The sequence below is a fragment of the Nocardia sp. NPDC050378 genome, from assembly GCF_040655675.1.
Lineage (GTDB): Bacteria > Actinomycetota > Actinomycetes > Mycobacteriales > Mycobacteriaceae > Nocardia > Nocardia coubleae.
Genome location: NZ_JBFAKI010000003.1, coordinates 117,065 through 136,287 on the forward strand (window position 1 = coordinate 117,065; position 19,223 = coordinate 136,287).

Below are 19,223 nucleotides of genomic sequence, written 5' to 3' on the forward strand. Positions count from 1 at the left end.
CAGGAAGTTCGGGGTCGGTCAGCGGGCGGCCTTGCGGGCGCGCGTCGACCGGGAGTGGGCGCTGAGCAGGACACGGCGCAGGGCGGTGTCGAAGGCATCGGTGTCTTCGATGTTGCTGAGGTGACCGTGCGGCAGGACGTGGAAGTCGGTCAGGTGGCCGGAGCGGCGCAGCACCTCGACCATGGGCCGTGACATGCGCGGCGGGAGGAGGCGGTCCTGGGCGCTGGCGATCACCGTGGTGGGGACCGTCAGGTTGGCGGTGCCCGCGGTGAGGTCCATGTCGGCCATGGCCGCGGCGTGCCGGGCGCGCGCGAGCGGACGACACGAGCGGATGATGCCGATCGCGAAGTCGATCTCGTCGGCGGTCGCCGCCGGGGTGAGGATGCGGTAGCGGAACACCTGCTCGGTGAGCCAGCCGCCCGGAATCGGGACCGGCGTGAACAGCACGGTTTCGCTGATCTGCTGCGGCATCCGGATCGGCGCGCCGAGGATGGTCACGGGGGTGGTGGCCACGGTGAGCTGCTTGTTGAGCAGCGGCAGCAGGTCGGTTTCGGCGCGGATGTCGGAGTTGGCGGTGTTGGCCAGCAGCACGGCGGCGGCTCGCTCGGTGACCTGCTCGGGGTGATGCTTGGCCCAGGCCTGGATGGTCAGGCCGCCCATGCTGTGACCGGCGAGTACGGCCTGTTCGCCGGGGCGCAGGGTCGCTTCGAGGACGGTGGCGAGGTCGTCGGCGAGGGTGTGCTCGCTGGGGGCAGCGGTGCCGAGTGTCGATTCGCCGTGGCCGCGCTGGTCGTAGGCGACCACGCGGTAGTTGTCGGCGAAGGCGCTGATCTGCGGGTTCCAGTACTCGATGCTGCACGCCCAGCCGTGGATGAGCACCAGCGGCGGTGCGGTGTCGTCGCCGTAGACGTGCACCCGGAGTTCGGCTCCGTCGGCGGTGGTGACCGGGACGACCCGGTGCGGGGCGGCGGGGGCGTTGAGTTTCGCGGTGGCGAAACTGCGGGTACGCAGCCCGGCACGGAACTGGGCGGTCAGTGCGCCGGACTCGAAACTCGAGACCGTGGAACGCGCTGCCGCGAGCGTCATCATCGACTTCGCAAGCATATCGGCACTCCTTTGTGTCGTAGGCCACCGTACAGTGCGAGCTTGCGTGCTAGCTAGTGTTAGCGGGTCAGAGTGTCCCATTTGTTGCCGAGTGGGTATCAACACCCGCTTACCTTGTGAAATCGTCCGAAGCGGCCGGGGAATTACAGGCGTGGTGGCGGCCTCCACCGGGCGCCGTTACCGTAAGAGGGTGGACAACGCGCACGTCGCGACCGGGATTTCCGGCGCAGCCGACACCCCGGCGCCGCCCTGGCGGCGGTTCGCGCCGCCGCTGATCGCCGCCGGTATCGGGATCGGCACCCTGGCTCTGCTGCATTTCCGCGACCCGCACGTGGAGGGTTCCTACGGCCTGTGCCCGGTGTACGCGATGTTCGGGGTGTACTGCCCCGGCTGCGGCGGGATGCGCGCGATGCACAACCTCACCGACGGCCGCATCATCGATTCCCTGCACAGCAACCTGCTCGCGCTGCCGCTGACCCTCGCGTTCGCGGCCTTCGTCATCGACTGGTTCCTGCGCGCCGGACGCGGGCAAGGCTGGCGGTTACCCGGCTTGAGCCCGGTGACGGTGTGGGCGTTCTTCGGCCTGCTCATCGGGTATTCGGTGCTGCGCAACACCCCGTGGGGAACCTGGCTCACGCCCGTCTGAGGCTGGCGTGCGCACGGGTCGACGGGCAATCTGGAACTATGCGCGATTCACTGAAGGACCGGGTCCGGCAGAAGTTGCAGCGTCATCTCGCCGAGGACGGGCCCGATCCCGAGCAGGACGACAACCGCCACATTTCGGTGGCCGACGATCTGGAAGCACTCGAGATGGTGCCCGCCGACGACCCGCTCGTCGAAGAATTGGCCCAGCGCTACTTGGTGTTCTGAGGCAGCTGCGGCAACGGCTTGGTGCCCAGCCACACCGCGAACAGCCCGCGCAGCGGGGCGACGCTGTAATGACCCGCGAGGTCGACGAAGTCCTCGGTGGTCACCGACGAATGCCGATAGCGCGCGGTCCATTCGCGGATGAGCTGGAAGAACAGGTGGTCGCGCAGTTCCAGGCGCAGGGCGTGCAGGGTGAGGGCGCCGCGCTTGTAGACGCGGTCGTCGAACATGTCCGCCGGGCCGGGATCGCCGACGATGATGTCCTGCGGTTGGCGGGCCAGGTTCGTATGCGCGGCGCGTGCCAGCTGATCGGCGCCCGGCCCACCCGAGGCCTCCGACCAGAGCCACTCGGCGTAACAGGCGAAGCCTTCGTGCAGCCAGATGTCGCGCCACTGCCGCAGGGTCAGGCTGTTGCCGAACCACTGGTGTGCCAGTTCGTGGGCGACGAGCCGCTCGGCGCCGCGCCTGCCGTCGCAGTGATTGGCGCCGAAGATGGAGATGCCCTGCGCCTCGATCGGGATGTCGAGGTCGTCGTCGGTGACGACCACGCTGTAGTTCTCGAACGGGTACGGCCCGAACTTCTCGGTGAACAACGCCATCATCTGCGGCTGACGCGCGAAGTCGTGCTCGAAGTTCGCGCGTAGCCGCGGCGGGACGATCGCCTGCATCGGCACCGGCTCGCCGGGACTGCCCACGCGGTACTTGCGGTAGTTGCCGATCTGGATGGTCGCCAGGTAGCTGGCCATCGGCTCGGGTGCCTCGTACACCCAGGTGGTCTGGCTCGCCTTGGCCTGCTTACGCATCAGGGTGCCGTTGGCCAGCGCGTAGTAGGGGCTGTCGGTGGTGATCGAAATGCGGTAGGACGCTTTGGAACTCGGATGGTCGTCGCAGGGGAACCACGACGCCGCGCCGTTGGGCTGGCTGGCCACCAGTGAGCCCTCGGTGAGTTCCTCCCAGCCCACCTCGCCCCACGGTCCGCGCACCGGTTTCGGCGTGCCCGAATAGTGCACGGCGATCTCGAGCACCCCGCCCGCCGGGATCTTCTGCTGCGGGGTGACGGCCAGCTTGCCGCGCTGATGACTGAACTTCACCGACTTGGACCCGTTGACGAACACCTTCGACACCCCGAGCGCGGGGGACAGGTCGAGGGTGAACGACGAACGAACCTCGGTGGTGACCGCGATGATCACCGCGCGCCCGGCCAGCCGATTGCTGGCCGGTTTGTAGCTCAGTTCCAGCTCGTAGCGCGACACCCGGTAGCCGCGGTTGCCGTTCTGCGGGAGGTAGGCGTCGATCGGGTCCTCGTAGAACGAGCGCATCAACTGGCCCAGGGCGTGATGGGGTTGCCCCACCAGCGGGTCGATGGGGGGACCACGTCGCCGCGCATGACGAGCGAGGCCGGTCCGATGGTGGCGCCGGCGCCGATGTGGGCGGCGGGCAGGGCGACGCAGTGCGGGCCGAGGGTCGCGCCGGCGTCGAGGGTCACCGTGTCCATGGCCATGATGCGGTCGTGGAACAGGTGGGTCTGCACCACGCAGCCGCGTTCCACGGTCGCGCCGTCACCGAGTGTCACCAGGTCTGCCTCCGGAAGCCAATAGGATTCGCACCATACCCCTCGGCCGATCTTGGCACCGAGTCCGCGCAACCACAGATTCATCACCGGGGTACCCGTGGCGGCCCGGGCGAACCAGGGTGCGGCGACGGTCTCGACGAAGGCGTCCGACACCTCGTTACGCCACACGAACGAGCTCCACAGCGGATGCTCCACCGCCCGGATCCGGCCTACCAGAAGCCATTTCGCGGCGACCGCGATGACGCCCGCCACCGCGCCGGCAACCATCAGCACCAGCCCGGACAGCAGCGCGGCCACCAGATAGTCGCTGTGCTGGGCGATCAGGGCCAGGGTGAACAGCACGCCGAGGCCGATGGCGAAGGTCACCATCACCGGGATCAGCCGGCAGGTCTCCACGAACGCGCGGGCGAGTTTCAACCGCAGCGGCGGGTCGAAAGTGCGGGAGGTGTCGGAGGATTCGGCCGCACGACGCAACCGCACGGGCGGGCTGCCCAGCCACGACGACCCGGCCTTCGCCTTGCTCGGCGCCGCCGACAGCACCGCGACGAGCCCGTTCTTCGGCACCCGGCGACCGGGTGCGGTCATCCCGGAATTGCCGAGGAAGGCGCGCTTTCCGACCTTGGCCTCGCCGATGCGCAACCAGCCGCCGCCGAGTTCGTAACTGCCGATCATGGTGTCGTCGGCCAGAAACGCGCCGTCGGCGACCACGGTGAACTTGGGCAGCAACAACACCGTCGAGGCCTCGACGTTCTTGCCGATCCGCGCGCCGAGCAGCCGCAACCAGATCGGGGTGAGCAGGCTGGCGTACAGCGGGAACAGGAAGGTGCGCGCCGAGTCGAGCAGGCGTTCGGTGGCCCACACCTGCCAGCCCGTGCGGCTGCGCACCGGGTGGTAACCCTCGCGCAGGCCGATACCGAGCAGGCGGACCGCGATCACCGTCGCCACCGCGTACACACCCAGGCTGAGCAGGGTGGCGACCGGCAGGATCGCGAAGCCGCGCAGGGCGGCGGCGCCGATGGTCGTCTCCTCGCGGACCCACCAGGCGATGAACGTGCCGCCGACGGCGAGGCCGAGCACCGGCATCGCGGCGAGCGCCATCGACGACAGGCCGAAGACGATCAGCCAGTGTCTGGCGCGCTCGGGGGAGTGGTCGGGCCAGCGGCGTGGTGCCTTACCGGTCTTCGCCGCCGGTGAGCCCGCCCATTCCTGTTCGCCCTTGACCTTGCCGGATACGGCCGAACCGGGCGCGATCTCGGCCCGCTTACCGATCTTGGTTCCGGGCAGCAGGATCGATCTGGCGCCGATCACCGCGCCGTCGCCGATGGTGATGGCGCCGATGTGCACGCGGTCGCCGTCGACCCAGTAACCGGACAGGTCGACCTCGGGTTCCACGCTCGCGCCGTCACCGAGTTCGAGCATGCCGGTGACCGGCGGCAGGGAGTGCAGGTCGACGCCCTTGCCGATCTTGGCGCCGAGCGCCCGTGCGAACGGCACCATCAACGGCGCGCCCGAAAGACTCTCGGCACCACTGGCTTCCGAGAGCCGCACGGCCGCCCACAGACGAAGATGCACCCACGAACCGCGCGGGTAGGTGCCGGGTCGCACCCCGGCGAGCAGCACGCGGGCGCCCGCAACGCACAGTGTCATCCGGCCGATCGGCGAGATGAACAGCACGAAGGCCAGCACGATCCACCACCACGACAACCGGGGCAACCACGGCAGCGAACCGGACCAGCCCGCGATCGCCGACACCACCGCCAGCCAAGTGACCCACTGCAAGCCGGTGAGCGTGGTGAGCGGGACGGTGGCCAGTACCTGGGTGAGCTGAGCACGCAGGGGAGTCGGTTCCACCACCCGCGCGTCGACGGCGGCCACAGGGGCGCTGCCGTCGAGGAACTGCACCAGCGAACCCAGGCGCGGATGATCGTAGAGATCGGCAACGGTGACATGCGGATACCGCTCGCGCAGCGCGCCGACCAGCTGGGCGGCCGAGAGCGAACCGCCGCCCACATCGAAGAAGTCGGTGTCCAGATCGGTGACCTCGGCGCCGAGAATGGCGTCCCACAGTCCCGCGACCCAGGCGGCGGTGCCGCTCAGCCCGTGGTCGGCGGTGTCGTCGGTGCTCGGCAGCGGCCACGGCAGCGCGTCGCGGTCGACCTTGCCGGAGGTGCGCGTCGGCAGGTCGGTCACTACCGCGAGGCGCGGGACAAGTGGGGCCGGAAGTTGTTCGGCCAATATCTTTCTGGCCTGTTTGGCGTCGAAGTCCGGTCCGGCGCCGGTGAGGTAGCCGACGAGGATCTTGTTGCCCGCCTTGGTTGTCCGAATCGCGGCGGCCGCGCCGCTCACGCCGGGCAGATGCTGCAAGGCGTTGTCGATCTCGCCGAGTTCGATGCGGCGGCCACCGATCTTGATCTGATCGTCGGCGCGACCGAGGAAGACCAGGCCCTCTGGGTCGTTGCGCACGAGATCGCCACTGCGATAAGCGCGTTCCCAACCGAGCGACGGCAGCGGGGCGTACTTCTCGGCGTCCTTGGCCGGGTCGAGATAGCGGGCCAGGCCGACACCGCCGATCACGAGTTCACCGGTTTCGCCCGTCGGTACCGGGTTGCCCTGTGGGTCCACGACGGTGAGGTCCCAGCCGTCGAGCGGCAGACCGATGCGCACCGGCATTTCGCCGGTGAGCAGCGCCGCGCACGCGACGACCGTCGCCTCGGTCGGCCCGTAGGTGTTCCACACTTCGCGGTCGGCGCCCGCCAGACGTTCGGCCAGCTCCGGCGGCACTGCCTCGCCGCCGAAGATCAGCAGCCGCACCGATTCCAGCGCGTCCGAGGGCCAGGTGGCGGCCAGTGTCGGCACCGTGGAGACGACGCTGATCTCGCGGCGCATCAACCACGGCCCGAGGTCGGCGCCGGTGCGGACCAGATCGCGCGGGGCGGGAACGAGGCAGGCGCCGTTGCGCCAAGCCAGCCACATCTCCTCACAGGAGGCGTCGAACGCCACCGACAGGCCGGCCAGCACGCGGTCGCCGGGGCCGATCGGGGCGTCGCGCAGGAACAACCGGGCCTCGGCGTCGACAAACGCGGCGGCGTTGCGGTGGGTTACCGCAACACCTTTCGGGGTGCCCGTGGAACCGGAGGTGAAGATGATCCAGGCGTCGCCGGCGGGGGACGGCAGAGTGTGCGGATCGCTGTGACCGTTGCCCGCGACGGCGGTGTCGGACTCGATGCCCGCGGCGGTCGCGATCGCGCTCACCCGCGCCTCACCGAAGACGAGGCGGGCGCGTTCCTCCGGGTCGTCGGCGTCGACGGGCACGTAGGCGGCACCGCAGTAGAGCACCGCGAGAATGGTGACGTACAGCGCCGCGCTGCCCGAGGGCATCCGCACGCCCACCCGGTCGCCCGGGCGGACCCCGGCCTCGGCGAGCTCGGTCATCCTGGCCTCGATCGCGGCGATCAGTTCCAGGTAGCTGAGCACGGTCGTGCCGTCGTCGATGGCGGGCGCGTCGGGGTGGGCGAGGGCGGTGCTGGTGAGGATGTCGACCAGGGTGCGTGGCGGCGCGGCCAGATCGGCGCGCAGCAGCGGATCGTGCCGCCGGTTCGCCGGGCCCTCGGTGCGTGGCTCGAGCATCGTGCTCAGTCCACCTCTCATCGGTTGACCCCCATCGGTGTCTGTTGTTTCACGGTCGGGTTACCGGAGGGCAAACGGGATGGTCACCAGTTGCCAACGGTACCGGGAGTTGTCGTGCGCGCCCGGTAGCTACGGGGCGGGCGCCGCGGATGTCTCGCCGAGCGCGGAGAGCGCGAGCCGGTGCAGGGTGGCCTGTTCGTCGGCGTCGAGCCGGGCCAGGACGCGAGCGGTGGCCTCGGCGATCAGCTTGTCGGTGCGCTTGCACTGCTTGCGGCCCGCGTCGGTGATGCGCAGCCGGTATTTGCGGCGATCCTTGCCGTCGCGGGTGCGTTCGACCAGGCCCGCGCCCTCCAGCGCGTCGATCAGGCGGACCACCTCGCTGCGGTCGATGCCGAGCGACTCGCCGACCTTCTTCTGGGTGAGGTCGGCGTTCTCCCCGATGAAGGTGAGCACCCAGTGGTCCCGCAGTGGGATGTCGATCGCGGCGTGCATGGCCTTGGTGAGCCGACCGAGCGCGTACACCGGGTAGCGCGTCAGGCCGCGTTCGGAGTTCGTGGTCGAGGGCATGGCGGCCACTCTAACAAATAGTGGGGGAACTCAATCATTTGGGGTGTCCATGATCGGGAGTGCCGCTTGTTCGCGCATGGGCAATTCGGGGGCAATCGGGACGTGCTGGCGAGCAACATCTTTCGATCGGTGGTTGACAGCGGCCCGGATCGTCTGCCAATCTCGATGCCAGGTCACGAGTACCAGCGACAAGCCCCGGCTAGCTGGTCGGCAACCCTCCTCCGCGGTGGGGTGCTCCGGGTGACGACCAGGCCGACGTCCGAGGTGGACGCGGCAAGCGCGGACTCTCTCTACGTGGTGAGTCCCTGAGCCGACGGGATATTCGTCATGACCGCTGTAATCGACCCCACCTGTGCCCTCGCCGCCGTTTCCGGTGCCGACCTGCGCGTTCCCCTCGTCCAGGGCGGAACGAGCACCTACGCCAACTTCGACTACGCGGCGAGCGCACCCGCATTGCGCCAGGTCACCGACCGGATTTCGCAACTGCTGCCGTACTACGCCAGCGTGCACCGCGGCGCCGGGTACGCCTCGCGGATCTCCACCGAGTGCTACGAGGCCTCACGCGGCTCGGTCGCCCGGTTCCTCGACGCCGACGACGACCAGGTCGTCGTGTTCACCCGCAACACCACCGACTCGCTGAACCTGCTCGCCGGCTGCGTGCCGGGGGAGACGGTGGTGCTCGACATCGAACACCACGCCAACTTCCTGCCGTGGACGCGCAACGGGCGAAGGGTGGTCCGGGCCGCCGCGACGCTCGAGGAGACCATTCAGCGGATCGTCGCCGAATTGTGCAGCAGGCCTGCGGCTTTGCTCGCCGTCACCGGCGCGTCGAATGTGACCGGTGAGGTGCTGCCGCTGGAGCGGCTGGCCCACATCGCGCATCTGTGTGGTGCGCGGATTCTCGTCGACGCCGCCCAGCTCGCGCCGCATCGGCGGATCTCCCTGCGCGAGAGCGGGATCGATTACCTGGCATTCTCCGGGCACAAGCTGTACGCGCCGTTCGGATCCGGGGTGCTCGTCGGCAGGCGCGACTGGCTCGACACGGCCGAACCGTACCTGGCCGGTGGTGGCGCGGTGCGCAATGTCGGTGTGGCGGAGGCGGAGTGGGCGCCCGCGCCGCAACGCCACGAAGCCGGCTCGCCCAATGTTCTCGGCGCGGCCGCCATCGCCGCCGCCTGCGACGCGCTCGCCGCCCTCGACCCCGACGAACTGGTCGCCCACGAGCGTGCCCTCGCCGACCGCCTGCGCGACGGCCTGGCCGCCGTCCCCGGCGTGAACCCCGTCCGGATCTGGTCCGACAGCCCCGACTCCGTCGGCATCGTCGCCTTCACCGTCGACGGCTACACCCCCGGCCACGTCGCCGCCTACCTCTCCGCCGAACACGCCATCGGCCTGCGCGACGGCCGCTTCTGCGCCCACCCGCTCCTGACCGGCCTCGGCCTCGACGCCGCCCTCCGAGCCAGCATCGGCCTCGGCACCACCCCCGCCGACATCGACCGCCTGATCACCGCCCTCACCACCCTGGTAACCACCGGCCCCACCTGGACCTACGCCCCCATCAACGGCCACTGGAACCCCACCCCCGAAACCCGCCCCCTCACCCCCGACCCCACCGGCGCCACCCCCTGCCTCATCGGCTGAACGCTCGGCGGCTACTCGTCGTAGTGGCCGCCGACAGCGATGACGACGATCTCGGAATCGGTGACGTAGTAGATCATCCGGTGTTCTCGGGTGATGCGGCGCGACCAGTTGCCGGCGAGGTGATGCTTCAACGGCTCAGGTTTGCCGATCCCCGCGAACGGATCGGCCAAAACGGCGGTGATGACCTTGTTCGCTGCTTTGAGGACGGTACGGTCACGCGCAAGCCATGAGGTATAGGTCTCCCACCCGTAGGCGCTGAATGCCAGCTTGCGGTCAGGCATCAGGATCGATCAGCTCATGGGTTTCGAACTTGCCTTCACGTGCGTCACGAGCGGATTCGAGCAGTCGCACACCGCCGTGCGTGGCAAGTACGTACAGGGTCTCCTGAATCGAGTTCCAATCGGACTCGGCGACTATGACCGCGTTCTCTCCGGACTTTGTAACGACCGTGACGGTGTCGTGGTCGTCGTTGACCTGCTGTACCAGCTTGAACAGGTTCTGGCGGGCGGTGGAGATAGGTAGTGCAGTCATCGGGAACCTCGCTCGGTAGTTGTACAAAATATTGTACGACCACCGCGCTTGTGTTGTCGATCGACTGTCAGGTGTCGAGGGGGGTGGGGCGGTGGTATCTGCCGTTGTAATACAGCAGGGGGGCGGCGGAGGGGGAGTCGGCTGATTCGTCGTGGACTCGGGTTACCAGGCCTACCGCGAGGGTGTGGTCGCCCAGGTCGATGAGTTGGTGGATGGTGGTGCGGAGCCAGATGGGGGTGCCGTGCAGGATCGGTTCGCCGGTGTCGAGGGTGGTCCAGAGGGCTCGGTCGGTGAAGCGGTCGGCGGCGGAGCGGGAGAAGCGGTGGGCCAGGTGGTGCTGGTGTTCGCCGAGGAAATGGATGACCACCGACTCCGCGGAGCGCAGCGCCTCGATGCTCGACGAGGTGTGCGCGATATTGAACGACACCAGCGGGGGTTCCAGCGACAGCGAGGCGAACGAGGTCGCGGTGAAACCCACCGGACCGGCGTCGGCGCCGATCGTCACCACCGTGACGCCCGCCGGATAGTGCCGCATCGACGCCCGATACTGCTCGGCGGTGATCCCACTCAGGTCGTCGGGAACCACTAGATCGGCCGGAGTTCGTCGCATATCGCCCACAGCCCCAAACTACGCCCGACGTCCTGGCCCGCCTATGGACAGGCTCACGGCGAGAAAAACCCCTCAATCGATGTCAACGGGCAATCCCGCGGTGATGCGGATGAGTTCGCGGTAGCTGGTGCGGAAAACGGTGGTGGGGTGGCCGCCCGCGGCCCAGATTTCGCGGTGGGCGGCCAGGGCGGTGTCGACCCAGGTGGGCAGGTTGGTCGGGTGGCCGACGGGGGCGGTGCCGGTGATGGGCTGGCCGGTGACGCGTTCGGCGAGGGCGGTGGGGCAGGGGGTGAGTTCTCCTTCGAGGCGCGGGCCGGTGCGGTGCAGGTCCACCTGGTGATGGGCGGCGACCAGCAGCAGGACCGGGTCGTTGTCGAGGAGGAACAGCTGGGCGGTGGTGATGGCGCTGGGGTGGGCGCCGAAGGCGCGGGCGGCATCGATGGCGCTGGTGGTCGGCGTGTCGGGGGAGACGATGACGCCGTGGTGGCCGCGCGCGATGAGCGTGTCGGCCACCCGGCACGCGACCATCGGCAAGGACGACCTGCGCATGTCATCCAGAGTAGGACGGCCGATCGAATTATGCCGGGAGAGTGAGTTTTTCGGGTTGCCGTGAATTCGCTCCCGACGTCGGACACGGTCTGATCACCCGATGGGGCCATAATCAGCGCATGAGTGAATGGAAGGCCTTCGCCGTCGAGATCGCCGACAATATCGCCCAGGTCACCCTGACCGGGCCCGGCAAGGGCAATGCGATGGGACCGGATTTCTGGCGCGAACTGCCGGAGATCTTCGCCGAGCTGGACGCCGATCCGCAGGTGCGCGCCGTGGTGCTCACCGGGTCGGGCAAGCACTTCTCCTACGGCCTCGACCTGGCCGCGATGGGCGGCACGCTCGGCCCGGTGCTGGCCGACGGCGCCAAGGCGGCCCAGCGCACCGAGTTCCTCAAGGAGGTCCGGCGCATGCAGGACTCCGTCACCTCGGTGGCCACCTGTGTCAAGCCGGTGATCGCGGCGGTGTCGGGGTGGTGCATCGGTGGCGGGCTCGACCTGATCGCGGCCGCCGATATCCGTCTGGCCAGCGCCGACGCCAAGTTCAGCCTGCGTGAGGCGAAGGTGGCGATCGTGGCCGACATCGGTTCGCTGCAGCGCCTGCCGGGCATCATCGGTGAGGGTAACCTGCGCGAATTGGCTTACACCGCAAAGGATATCGACGCGGCCCGGGCCGAGCGGATCGGTCTGGTGAACGAGGTGTTCGCCGATCAGGAAGCGGTGCTCGCGGCGGCGCACGCGATGGCGCGCGAGATCGCCGACAATCCGCCGCTGGTGGTGCAGGGCATCAAGGATGTGCTCGAGCACCGGACCGCGCCGGGTGTGGCCGACGGCCTGCGCTACGTGTCGGCGTGGAACGCGGCGTTCCTGCCGTCGCACGACCTCACCGAGGCGATGACGGCGGTCTTCCAGAAGCGCGCCCCGCAGTTCAAGGGCGAGTAAAGCCGGCCTGAAGGGTTGCTCCGGCAACCGGTCTGCCTACATACTTGCATCACACAACTAATTGACTGCTGCAAGTAAAGGGTGATGCGGTGACCGAGTTCGACCCGGCGATCGACACGATCGCCGTCCAGCTCGTGCGCCTGCACCGGCTGCGCGACCGGGCCCTGGCGCAGATGAAGGACCGCTCCGGCATCGAGCCGGCGGGCTTCGTCGTGCTGTTCCGGCTGGTGTGCGACGGACCGATGCGCTCAGGGGCGCTGGCCGAGGCGGTGAACTCGGATGCCTCGACGGTGAGCAGGCAGGTCGCCCAGTTGGTGGAACGCGGGCTCGTGGTCCGCACGGCCGACCCCGACGACGGGCGCGCCACCGTGCTGCGGGCCACCGACTACGGCCGCGAGACCGCCGATCGCATCCGCAACCGCCGTCGTGAGTCGATCACCATCGTCACCGAGGACTGGACGCAGGACGACCGCGAACGCTTCGCCGACCTGCTCACCCGCTTTGTGGCGGACTACGACCGGGCGCGCCCCCTGCTGCAATCCTTCAACGCCGACGTATCGGAGAACGACTCGTGACGACCGTGGCCACGGAGGAATCGCCCGCCGGTTTCACCCACCGCCAGATTCTGACCATCCTGTCCGGGTTGATGCTCGGCATGCTGCTGGCGTCGCTGGACCAGACGATCGTGTCGACCTCCATCCGCACCATCGCCGACGACCTGCACGGCTACTCGCTGCAGGCCTGGGCGACAACGGCATACCTCATCACCGCGACGATCAGCACGCCGCTCTACGGCAAGCTCTCCGACATGTTCGGCCGTAAGCCGTTCTTCCTCACCGCGATCGGATTGTTCATCGTCGGTTCGCTGCTGTGCACGCTGGCGCAGTCGATGTATCAGCTCGCCGCGTTCCGCGCCTTCCAGGGTCTCGGCGCGGGCGGCTTGATGTCGCTGGCGCTCGCCATCATGGGCGACATCATCGGACCGCGCGAACGCGCCCGCTACCAGGGCTACTTCCTTGCCGTGTTCGGTATTTCGAGTGTGCTCGGCCCGGTGCTCGGCGGTCTGCTCGCCGGGCAGGACACCATTCTCGGCATCACCGGGTGGCGCTGGGTGTTCCTGGTGAACGTGCCGCTCGGCCTGCTCGCGCTGGTCGTCGTGACGCGGGTGCTGCACCTGCCGCGCAAGCCGCACGCCACCCACCGCATCGACTTCGCCGGCGCGCTCGTGCTCGCGGTCGGCCTGGTCCCGCTGCTGATCGTGGCCGAACAGGGGCGCGAGTGGGGATGGGGCAGTACCGGTTCGGTGATCTGTTACGTGATCGGCGCGCTCGGACTGATCGGGTTCGTCGCGATCGAGAAGTACATGGGTGACGCGGCGCTGATCCCGCTGCGCATCTTCGACAATGTCACCTTCACCCTCGGCGTCGTCATCTCGTTCGTCGTCGGCGCGGCGATGTTCGGTGGAATGCTGCTGCTGCCGCAGTACCTGCAGGTGGTGCGCGGTGCGGGTCCCACGGAGGCGGGACTGCAGATGCTGCCGATGGTGCTCGGGCTGATGCTCGGTTCCATCCTCTCGGGCCGGTTGATCTCCAAAACCGGCAGCTACCGGGCCTTCCCGGTGATCGGCGCGGCCACGCTCACCCTCGGCCTGTTCCTGCTGCACCTGCTCGACGCGCACAGCCCGCTGTGGCTGGCGATGATCTTCATGGCGGTCGCCGGTTTCGGCCTCGGCAATCTGATGCAGCCGCTCACCCTCGCGTTGCAGAACGCGTTGCCGCCCAAGGACATGGGGGTGTCCACCGCCGCCGCCACATTCTTCCGGCAGATCGGTGGCACCCTCGGCGCCGCGGTGTTCCTCTCGGTCCTGTTCACCCTGCTCACCCCGAACATCACCGACGAACTGCGGCAGGCTTCGACCGATCCGGCCTACCAGCAGGCCGTGGTCGAGGGCGCGCGCAGCACAAATCCGGCCGACGCGGCACTGTCGCAGGGTCTGCTCGCCCAGGACACCTCGGCGGCCGGAAAGGTATTGCAGGACAGCTCGATCATCCAGCAGCTCGACCCGCAGCTGGCCGAACCGTTCCAGGTGGGCTTCGCCGACTCGATGTCGACGGTGTTCCTGTTCGCCACCGGCGTGGCGTTGCTGGCGCTGCTGCTGGTGCTGTTCTGGAAGGAAGTGCCGCTGCGGATGTCGGGTGGCCTGCAATCGGCGGGCGACGCGAAAGCCGCCGACGGGGTCGGCGCGCTGGTCGACACCACCGCGCAAGTCACCAGGGGTGGGGAAGGTGAAGCGACCTAGGTGGGCCCGAAAGGCCCCCTAGGGGTGGCTGTTTCGGTGGTCGAACAGCCATAACGTTCCTGATGTCGCAACGAACATCAGGAGAACGACATGCGTATCAAGACCACCATCGCCGCCGCACTGCTGGCCCTGGCTACCGTCGCCGGGGTGTCGACGGTCACCGCGGGCACCGCCGCCGCGGCAGCGCCGGAGGGCACGTACTACGGCACCTACTACGAGCTCTACCAGTGCCGCGCCGACGGCGAGTCGTCCTACACCGGCGGGTACTACTGGCAGTGCGTGGAGACCTGGGAAGGCTGGGATCTGTACATCTGGTACTGATCCGGACACGAAAAACGGGAAGTCCAATCCCCTTCGGACTTCCCGTTTTTCGGCGTCTATCGGCTCAGTGGCCGGATTCCTTCAGCCGGGCGAAGGCCTCGTCGATGATCTTGACGGCCTCGGCGCGGTCGAGCCACTCCGAACCCTTCACGAACTTGCCGGGCTCGAGATCCTTGTAGCGCTCGAAGAAGTGCTTGATCGCGGCCAGCTCGAACTCCGGGACGTCGGTGATGTCCTGGATGTAGTCCCAGCGCGGGTCGCCCGCGGGCACACACAGGATCTTGTCGTCGCCACCGGCCTCGTCGGTCATCCGGTACACCGCGACGGGGCGGGCCTCGACGATGACACCGGGGAACACCGATTCCGGCAGCAGCACCAGCGCGTCCAGCGGATCGCCGTCCTCACCGAGGGTGTTCTCGATGAAGCCGTAGTCGGCCGGGTAGGCCATGGAGGTGTACAGGTACCGGTCGAGCTTCACCCGGCCGCTCTCGTGATCGACCTCGTACTTGTTCCGAGAACCCTTGGGAATCTCGATGGTGACGTCGAACTCCACGCCATCTCCTTGCTCGTTCGAGTGCTTGTGTGCCGAATCGCCAGATCGTTCTGGGGAACCGTTGCGCAACGAGGATAGTGTGGTGTGCCAGAACACCGGTGCGGCAGGCGGCTCAGCGCGGCCGGGCGTCGGGCGGGCTAGAGGAGAAACGACGGTCGTGATCGGTCCAAGCGAACAGAATCCCGGATGGCAGGAGCCGCGACGTCGCCGGTCGGGGTGGATCTGGGTGTCGGCGGTGGTCGTCGCGCTGCTGGTGATCGGTGGCGGATTCGCGGCGATCGCCCGTCCGTGGACGCCGGAATTCCGGCACGGCGGGCTCACCGTCGCCGACGCGCCGTCGGCCGCCACACCGACCACCGCCATCGCCCCGGCCAGGTCGGACGCACCCGCGCCGACGGTCGGCGGGATCGCCGCCGCGCTCGCGCAGGTGACCAGTAGCCCCGATCTCGGCGCGTTCGCGGGTCAGGTCACCGATCCGACCAGCGGAACCGTGCTCTGGAGCCAGGAGCCGACCAAGGCGATGATCCCGTCGTCGACGGCCAAGATCATGCTGGTCGCGGCCGCGCTGCTGACCCTGCCCGACGATCAACGAGTGGCCACCCGGGTCGTCGCCGGAGCGCCGGGGGAGCTGGTGCTCGTCGGCGCCGGTGATCCGACGCTCACCACCCGCGCCGACGGCGGCTACTACACCGACGGTCCGCGCATCGCCGACCTCGCCGCGCAGATCAAGGCGGCGGGCAGGCAGGCGAGCGCGATCGTCGTCGACACCTCCGCCTACACCGGTCCGACCATGGCGGCCGGCTGGGACCCGATCGACATCCCCGAGGGCTCGATCACCCCCATCGAACCGGTGATGCTCGATGGTGGGCGGTTCGACCCGTCGGCCGACTACTCCCCGCGCACCTCGACCCCCGCACTCGACGCGGGCCGCGCCCTGGCCGCCGAACTCGGCATCGACCCGGCCGCCGTGCGCGTCGGCCAGGCCGCGAGCAACGGTGCCGAGATCGCGAAGGTCGAGTCGGCGCCGCTGCGGATCCGCTTGCACGACATGATGATCGATTCCGACAACGTCCTAGCCGAGACCATCGGGCGCGAACTCGCCGTCGCCACCGGACGCGAGGCCTCCTTCGCCGGTGCCACCGCGGCAACCGCCGCCGCGCTCACCACCGCCGGCTTCGATGTGAGCGGCCTGCACCTGGCCGACAACAGCGGCCTGTCCGTCGACGACCGGGTGCCGCCGCGGCTGCTCGACACCATCGTCGCCACCGCCGCCAAGCCCACCGGTGACGCCGCCGTCGTGCCCGCCGGTACCCAGGCCAGGCCCGAGAACGATCCGCGTGCTTCGGCTCTGGCGCCGCTGCTCGACGACCTGCCCGTCGCGGGCGGAACCGGGACGCTCGCGCCTCGCTTCGTCACCCAGAACCGGCAAGGAGCGGGCTGGGTGCGGGCCAAGACCGGAACTCTGAGCGTGGCAAGCGCGTTGGTGGGGTATGTGCTCGACCGGGACGGGCGGGTACTGACCTTCGCACTCATGTCCAACGACCGGCTGCCGGAGGTCAGCAGACCCGCGCTCGACGCGGTGGCGGGTGCCCTGCGCAACTGTGGATGTTCCTGAGAGCGGGTGGCGATGAGCGAGGACAAGACCGGGCGCAAGAATCCCGGATTCAGTGCGGTCGTCGACTGGCGGCTGGCCGCGAGAACCGGGGCGCTGCTCGCGCCACCGGGACCACGCACCTCGCGCGAGACCGCCGAACAGGTCGTCGCCGAACTGGCCTCGGCCTCGATCCTCGCCGAGATGCCGGTGCGCGAGGTGAGCGGGCTGCTCGACGACCGGCCGGTGCCCGAGGCGCGGATCGTCGACCGGCCCGGCTGGATCGCGGCGGCCGCCGACTCGATGTCGGTGCTCACCGGCACCGGCGCGGGCAAAGGCCCGTTCGCGGGGAAACCGGCGGGCGTGCAGGCCGGGACCATGCTGGCGTTCCTGTCCACCGCGATCCTCGGCCAATACGACCCCTTCACCGGTGCGGACGGCACATTGCTGCTGGTCGCGCCCAATATTCTCGGCGTCGAACGTGCCCTCGGGGTGGACTCCAGCGATTTCCGGCTGTGGGTGTGCCTGCACGAGGTGACCCACCGGGTGCAGTTCTCCTCGGCGCCCTGGCTCGCCGGATACATGCGGACCAATGTCGACATCCTCAGCGAGGTCGGCGAGGAACCGATGAGCGAGATGCTCACCCGGCTCGTCGGCGAACTGCGCGCCCGCCGCAACGGTGACCTCACCGACGACCCCAACGCCAAGGGCATCGTCGGCCTGCTGCGCGCGGCCCAGGCGCCACCGCAGCGCGAGGCGCTGGACAGGTTGCTCATGCTCGGTACCTTGCTCGAAGGGCATGCCGACCACGTGATGGACGCCGTCGGCCCCTCGGTGGTGCCGAGCGTGGCACACATCCGGGCCGCGTTCGATCGGCGCAGGCAGAAGCCGTCCAACCCGATCCAGCGGATCCTGCGGGCGCTGCTCGGCGTGGACGCCAAGGTGGCGCAATACGTGCGGGGCAAGAAGTTCGTGGACGCGGTGGTCGAACGGGTGGGCGTCACGGAGTTCAACACGATCTGGACGAATGCGGACACGCTGCCGCGGCTGGACGAGGTCGATGCGCCGCAGCGGTGGATCGACCGCGTGCTGTAGAGGTCCGCGGCGCAGGCATCAGCCTGAGGCTGAGTAGCCTGCCGGTATGACTTGCGCGACCGGTAGCGGCACTGGGTCGTGTCGTCGGGATGGTCTTGCGTGGTGGGCACAGCGACAGGCTGGTCGGTGATGGCGCCGAAGCTGCCCGAGACCTCGGCTGTGCTCGCGGTTCGGCGTGCGGTGCGGGAGTGGGTCGTTGCCAGGGGCGGGCGGGGGCCGGTCGTTGTCGGATTGTCCGGCGGGGTCGATTCGCTGGCGTTGGTCGCAGCCGCGGTCGTCGAGTGCGGGGCGGTGACCGCTGTTGTCGTGGATCACCGGTTGCAGGAGGGGTCGGGTGAGGTTGCTCGGCGTGCTGCCGAGCAGGCGCTCGCGCTCGGGTGCTCCGCGGCTCGGGTGGTAGCGGTGGAGGTCGGGCGTGCCGGTGGCGTCGAGGCGGCGGCTCGGGCGGCTCGGTATGCGGCGCTGGAATCGGTGCGGGACGGGCGGCCGGTGCTGCTCGGGCACACCCTCGACGATCAGGCCGAGACCGTGTTGCTCGGGTTGGCGCGCGGCTCGGGCGGCCGGTCCATTCAGGGGATGGTGGCGTGGAACGAGCCCTGGGGGCGGCCGTTGCTCGGGGTGCGGCGGGCCCAGACCGAGCAGGTGTGTGCCGACCTGGGGATCGAGGCTTGGCGCGATCCACACAACGACAACCCGGCCTACACGCGAGTGCGGGTGCGCAACGAGGTGTTGCCGCTGCTCGAAGAGGTGCTCGGAGGCGGTGTCGCGCGGGCGTTGGCTCGCACCGCCGACCAGTTACGTGCCGACGGTGCAGTCCTCGACGGCCTGGCAGATGAACTCGCGCGTGCTGCTCTGCTGCCGGTTCACCGCCGAGACGCGACCTCGACCGGCAGGGGCCCGAACGTGCGGCCGATGGCGGCGGCCGGGCCTGCGCCGCCTGCGCGGGCAGACCCCGGCAGCGATGAGATCGATCAACCGGGGGCTCGCGAGGCGCCCGCGTGGGCCGAATCCGAGGGTGGGACCCAGTGGCCCGCGCCCTCGGCGGGGCCGGAGTGGGTAGGTGTCGAGCAGGGCAGTGGCCCCGGCGACACCGAACGCACCGCCCTCTCGATCGAGATCCTGACCACTGCCCCCGCACCCTTACGTCGCCGGGCGATCCGCGCCTGGCTGGCCGAACAGGGCGTCCGGGGCCTGATGAACGCCCACTTACAGGCGATCGACGAGCTGGTGGGCAACTGGCGCGGCCAGGGTGGGGTGGCCATCGGGGGCGGGAGCAGGGCCCACCGGTTGGTCGTGGTGCGCGAACATGGCACGCTGACCGTGCGCGCCCAGCCGCGTTTCGATGCCACATAAT

19 protein-coding genes, 1 pseudogene and 1 riboswitch are annotated in these 19,223 nt (G+C 69.0%); of the genes and pseudogenes, 11 read left to right on the forward strand and 9 right to left on the reverse strand.

The features are described from left to right. Nucleotides 1-18: 18 nt before the first annotated feature. On the reverse strand, nucleotides 19-1,104 hold the full coding sequence (locus tag AB0I35_RS08255; RefSeq protein WP_357395134.1) for an alpha/beta hydrolase: 1,086 nt from the start codon (nucleotides 1,102-1,104) through the stop codon (nucleotides 19-21). 190 nt (nucleotides 1,105-1,294) lie between these two features. On the opposite strand from AB0I35_RS08255, the gene AB0I35_RS08260 reads away from it, so the two are divergent. After that, on the forward strand, nucleotides 1,295-1,750 hold the full coding sequence (locus AB0I35_RS08260; RefSeq protein ID WP_357395135.1) for a DUF2752 domain-containing protein: 456 nt from the start codon (nucleotides 1,295-1,297) through the stop codon (nucleotides 1,748-1,750). Between the two features lie 38 nt (nucleotides 1,751-1,788). Then, on the forward strand, nucleotides 1,789-1,974 hold the full coding sequence (locus AB0I35_RS08265) for a hypothetical protein (protein ID WP_067495829.1): 186 nt from the start codon (nucleotides 1,789-1,791) through the stop codon (nucleotides 1,972-1,974). Here AB0I35_RS08265 and AB0I35_RS08270 read toward each other — a convergent pair. From AB0I35_RS08270 to AB0I35_RS08280, 3 genes are all read right to left on the reverse strand, one after another. Then, nucleotides 1,959-3,290 (reverse strand): M1 family metallopeptidase, encoded by a 1,332-nt coding sequence (locus AB0I35_RS08270; protein ID WP_357395457.1) that lies wholly within the window; start codon nucleotides 3,288-3,290, stop codon nucleotides 1,959-1,961. The two genes, AB0I35_RS08265 and AB0I35_RS08270, sit on opposite strands and share 16 nt — an antisense overlap. Continuing rightward, the gene (locus tag AB0I35_RS08275; protein WP_357395136.1) at nucleotides 3,290-7,171 is read right to left on the reverse strand and encodes a Pls/PosA family non-ribosomal peptide synthetase; all 3,882 of its coding nucleotides are present in this window, start codon (nucleotides 7,169-7,171) and stop codon (nucleotides 3,290-3,292) included. Before AB0I35_RS08275 ends, AB0I35_RS08270 begins: the two co-directional genes overlap by 1 nt. A 129-nt stretch (nucleotides 7,172-7,300) precedes the next feature. After that, complete coding sequence (locus AB0I35_RS08280; RefSeq protein ID WP_357395137.1) at nucleotides 7,301-7,738, reverse strand: MarR family transcriptional regulator; 438 nt, start codon at nucleotides 7,736-7,738, stop codon at nucleotides 7,301-7,303. 171 nt (nucleotides 7,739-7,909) lie between these two features. Continuing rightward, nucleotides 7,910-8,024: riboswitch (SAM riboswitch) on the forward strand. Between the two features lie 41 nt (nucleotides 8,025-8,065). Here AB0I35_RS08280 and AB0I35_RS08285 point away from each other — a divergent pair. Then, entirely contained in the window at nucleotides 8,066-9,379 is a 1,314-nt protein-coding gene (locus AB0I35_RS08285) for an aminotransferase class V-fold PLP-dependent enzyme (RefSeq protein ID WP_357395138.1), read from the forward strand. An 11-nt stretch (nucleotides 9,380-9,390) separates the two neighbouring features. Here AB0I35_RS08285 and AB0I35_RS08290 read toward each other — a convergent pair whose 3' ends face one another. The 4 genes from AB0I35_RS08290 to AB0I35_RS08305 all read right to left on the reverse strand — a co-directional run bounded on the left by AB0I35_RS08290 (nucleotide 9,391) and on the right by AB0I35_RS08305 (nucleotide 11,069). After that, nucleotides 9,391-9,660 carry a Txe/YoeB family addiction module toxin gene (locus AB0I35_RS08290; RefSeq protein WP_357395139.1) on the reverse strand — a complete coding sequence of 90 codons (270 nt, stop codon included), beginning with the start codon at nucleotides 9,658-9,660 and terminating at the stop codon, nucleotides 9,391-9,393. Further along, a complete protein-coding gene (locus AB0I35_RS08295) occupies nucleotides 9,653-9,910 on the reverse strand; it encodes a type II toxin-antitoxin system Phd/YefM family antitoxin (protein ID WP_357395140.1) in 258 nt (85 codons plus the stop codon). Before AB0I35_RS08295 ends, AB0I35_RS08290 begins: the two co-directional genes overlap by 8 nt. 67 nt (nucleotides 9,911-9,977) lie before the next feature. After that, a complete protein-coding gene (locus tag AB0I35_RS08300; protein ID WP_357395141.1) occupies nucleotides 9,978-10,520 on the reverse strand; it encodes a flavin reductase family protein in 543 nt (180 codons plus the stop codon). Nucleotides 10,521-10,592: 72 nt separating this feature from the next. Further along, on the reverse strand, nucleotides 10,593-11,069 hold the full coding sequence (locus tag AB0I35_RS08305; RefSeq protein WP_357395142.1) for a YbaK/EbsC family protein: 477 nt from the start codon (nucleotides 11,067-11,069) through the stop codon (nucleotides 10,593-10,595). A gap of 119 nt (nucleotides 11,070-11,188) precedes the next feature. On the opposite strand from AB0I35_RS08305, the gene AB0I35_RS08310 reads away from it, so the two are divergent. From AB0I35_RS08310 to AB0I35_RS08325, 4 genes are all read left to right on the forward strand, one after another. Then, nucleotides 11,189-12,010 (forward strand): crotonase/enoyl-CoA hydratase family protein, encoded by an 822-nt coding sequence (locus tag AB0I35_RS08310; protein WP_357395143.1) that lies wholly within the window; start codon nucleotides 11,189-11,191, stop codon nucleotides 12,008-12,010. An 89-nt stretch (nucleotides 12,011-12,099) separates the two neighbouring features. After that, entirely contained in the window at nucleotides 12,100-12,585 is a 486-nt protein-coding gene (locus tag AB0I35_RS08315; RefSeq protein ID WP_357395144.1) for a MarR family winged helix-turn-helix transcriptional regulator, read from the forward strand. Beyond that, the gene (locus AB0I35_RS08320; protein WP_357395145.1) at nucleotides 12,582-14,309 is read left to right on the forward strand and encodes a DHA2 family efflux MFS transporter permease subunit; all 1,728 of its coding nucleotides are present in this window, start codon (nucleotides 12,582-12,584) and stop codon (nucleotides 14,307-14,309) included. Before AB0I35_RS08315 ends, AB0I35_RS08320 begins: the two co-directional genes overlap by 4 nt. A gap of 90 nt (nucleotides 14,310-14,399) precedes the next feature. Beyond that, a complete protein-coding gene (locus AB0I35_RS08325; protein ID WP_067495806.1) occupies nucleotides 14,400-14,630 on the forward strand; it encodes a hypothetical protein in 231 nt (76 codons plus the stop codon). Nucleotides 14,631-14,694: 64 nt separating this feature from the next. On the opposite strand, the gene AB0I35_RS08330 is transcribed toward AB0I35_RS08325, so the two are convergent. Then, nucleotides 14,695-15,183, reverse strand: a complete 489-nt coding sequence (locus AB0I35_RS08330) for an inorganic diphosphatase (protein ID WP_357395146.1) — start codon at nucleotides 15,181-15,183, stop codon at nucleotides 14,695-14,697. A gap of 157 nt (nucleotides 15,184-15,340) precedes the next feature. On the opposite strand from AB0I35_RS08330, the gene dacB reads away from it, so the two are divergent. The 4 genes and pseudogenes from dacB (at nucleotide 15,341) to AB0I35_RS08350 (ending at nucleotide 19,222) form a co-directional block, all read left to right on the forward strand. Further along, nucleotides 15,341-16,798 carry a D-alanyl-D-alanine carboxypeptidase/D-alanyl-D-alanine-endopeptidase gene (gene dacB, locus AB0I35_RS08335; protein WP_357395147.1) on the forward strand — a complete coding sequence of 486 codons (1,458 nt, stop codon included), beginning with the start codon at nucleotides 15,341-15,343 and terminating at the stop codon, nucleotides 16,796-16,798. A gap of 12 nt (nucleotides 16,799-16,810) precedes the next feature. Then, entirely contained in the window at nucleotides 16,811-17,869 is a 1,059-nt protein-coding gene (locus AB0I35_RS08340) for a zinc-dependent metalloprotease (RefSeq protein ID WP_357395148.1), read from the forward strand. Between the two features lie 129 nt (nucleotides 17,870-17,998). Continuing rightward, a pseudogene (gene tilS / locus AB0I35_RS08345) lies at nucleotides 17,999-18,706 on the forward strand (tRNA lysidine(34) synthetase TilS); the annotation flags it as partial. 75 nt (nucleotides 18,707-18,781) lie between these two features. Next, entirely contained in the window at nucleotides 18,782-19,222 is a 441-nt protein-coding gene (locus tag AB0I35_RS08350) for a TilS substrate-binding domain-containing protein (protein WP_357395458.1), read from the forward strand. The last annotated feature ends 1 nt before the right edge of the window (nucleotide 19,223 follow it).